Source organism: Mycobacterium sp. 1245805.9 (assembly GCF_001672915.1).
In the GTDB taxonomy this organism is placed as follows: domain Bacteria; phylum Actinomycetota; class Actinomycetes; order Mycobacteriales; family Mycobacteriaceae; genus Mycobacterium.
Genome location: NZ_LZKR01000176.1, coordinates 1 through 511, shown reverse-complemented (window position 1 = coordinate 511; position 511 = coordinate 1). Strand labels below are relative to the sequence as shown.

At 72.2% G+C, this 511-nt stretch carries 2 pseudogenes; one reads left to right on the top strand and one right to left on the bottom strand.

Annotated features, from left to right (window positions below):
- A pseudogene (locus A9X00_RS30950) lies at positions 1-125 on the top strand (acyl dehydratase); the annotation flags it as partial.
- Positions 126-176: 51 nt separating this feature from the next.
- Here the strand turns inward: A9X00_RS30950 and A9X00_RS23930 are convergent.
- Positions 177-511 (bottom strand): annotated as a pseudogene (locus A9X00_RS23930) (acyl dehydratase); the annotation flags it as partial.

Sequence of the window (511 nt, the reverse complement as noted above, 5' to 3'; positions counted from 1 at the left end):
CCCGGCTCACCCTGAACATCGCTGCCACACACCACGATTCGCGGGTCGGCGGGCGCCGGCTGGTGTACGGCGGACACACCATCGGGCTGGCGCTCGCGCAGGCCAGCAGGCTGCTGCCCCAGCTTGACGACGCCGATGTCACGCCCACCATTGTGCGCGCGGCCGGGGCGCGCGACTCAGAAATGCAGCGCGTCGAACCGCCAGTCCAGCACCGGCCGGTCGGGCTCGCCCTCCGCATCGGCGACGGCGTAGACCACCGATCGCAGCCCCAGCACCCCGCCGTGCCCGGTCGGCCGCGCGGTCTCGACGTGCAGTTCGCTGTAGAGGGTGTCGCCCTCGTGCACCGGACCGGTGTGATCGCAGGACTGCCAACCCAGGACCGTCGCGAGGTTGGGCAGCAGCCTGCTGGCCTGCGCGAGCGCCAGCCCGATGGTGTGTCCGCCGTACACCAGCCGGCGCCCGCCGACCCGCGAATCGTGGTGTGTGGCAGCGATGTTCAGGGTGAGCCGGG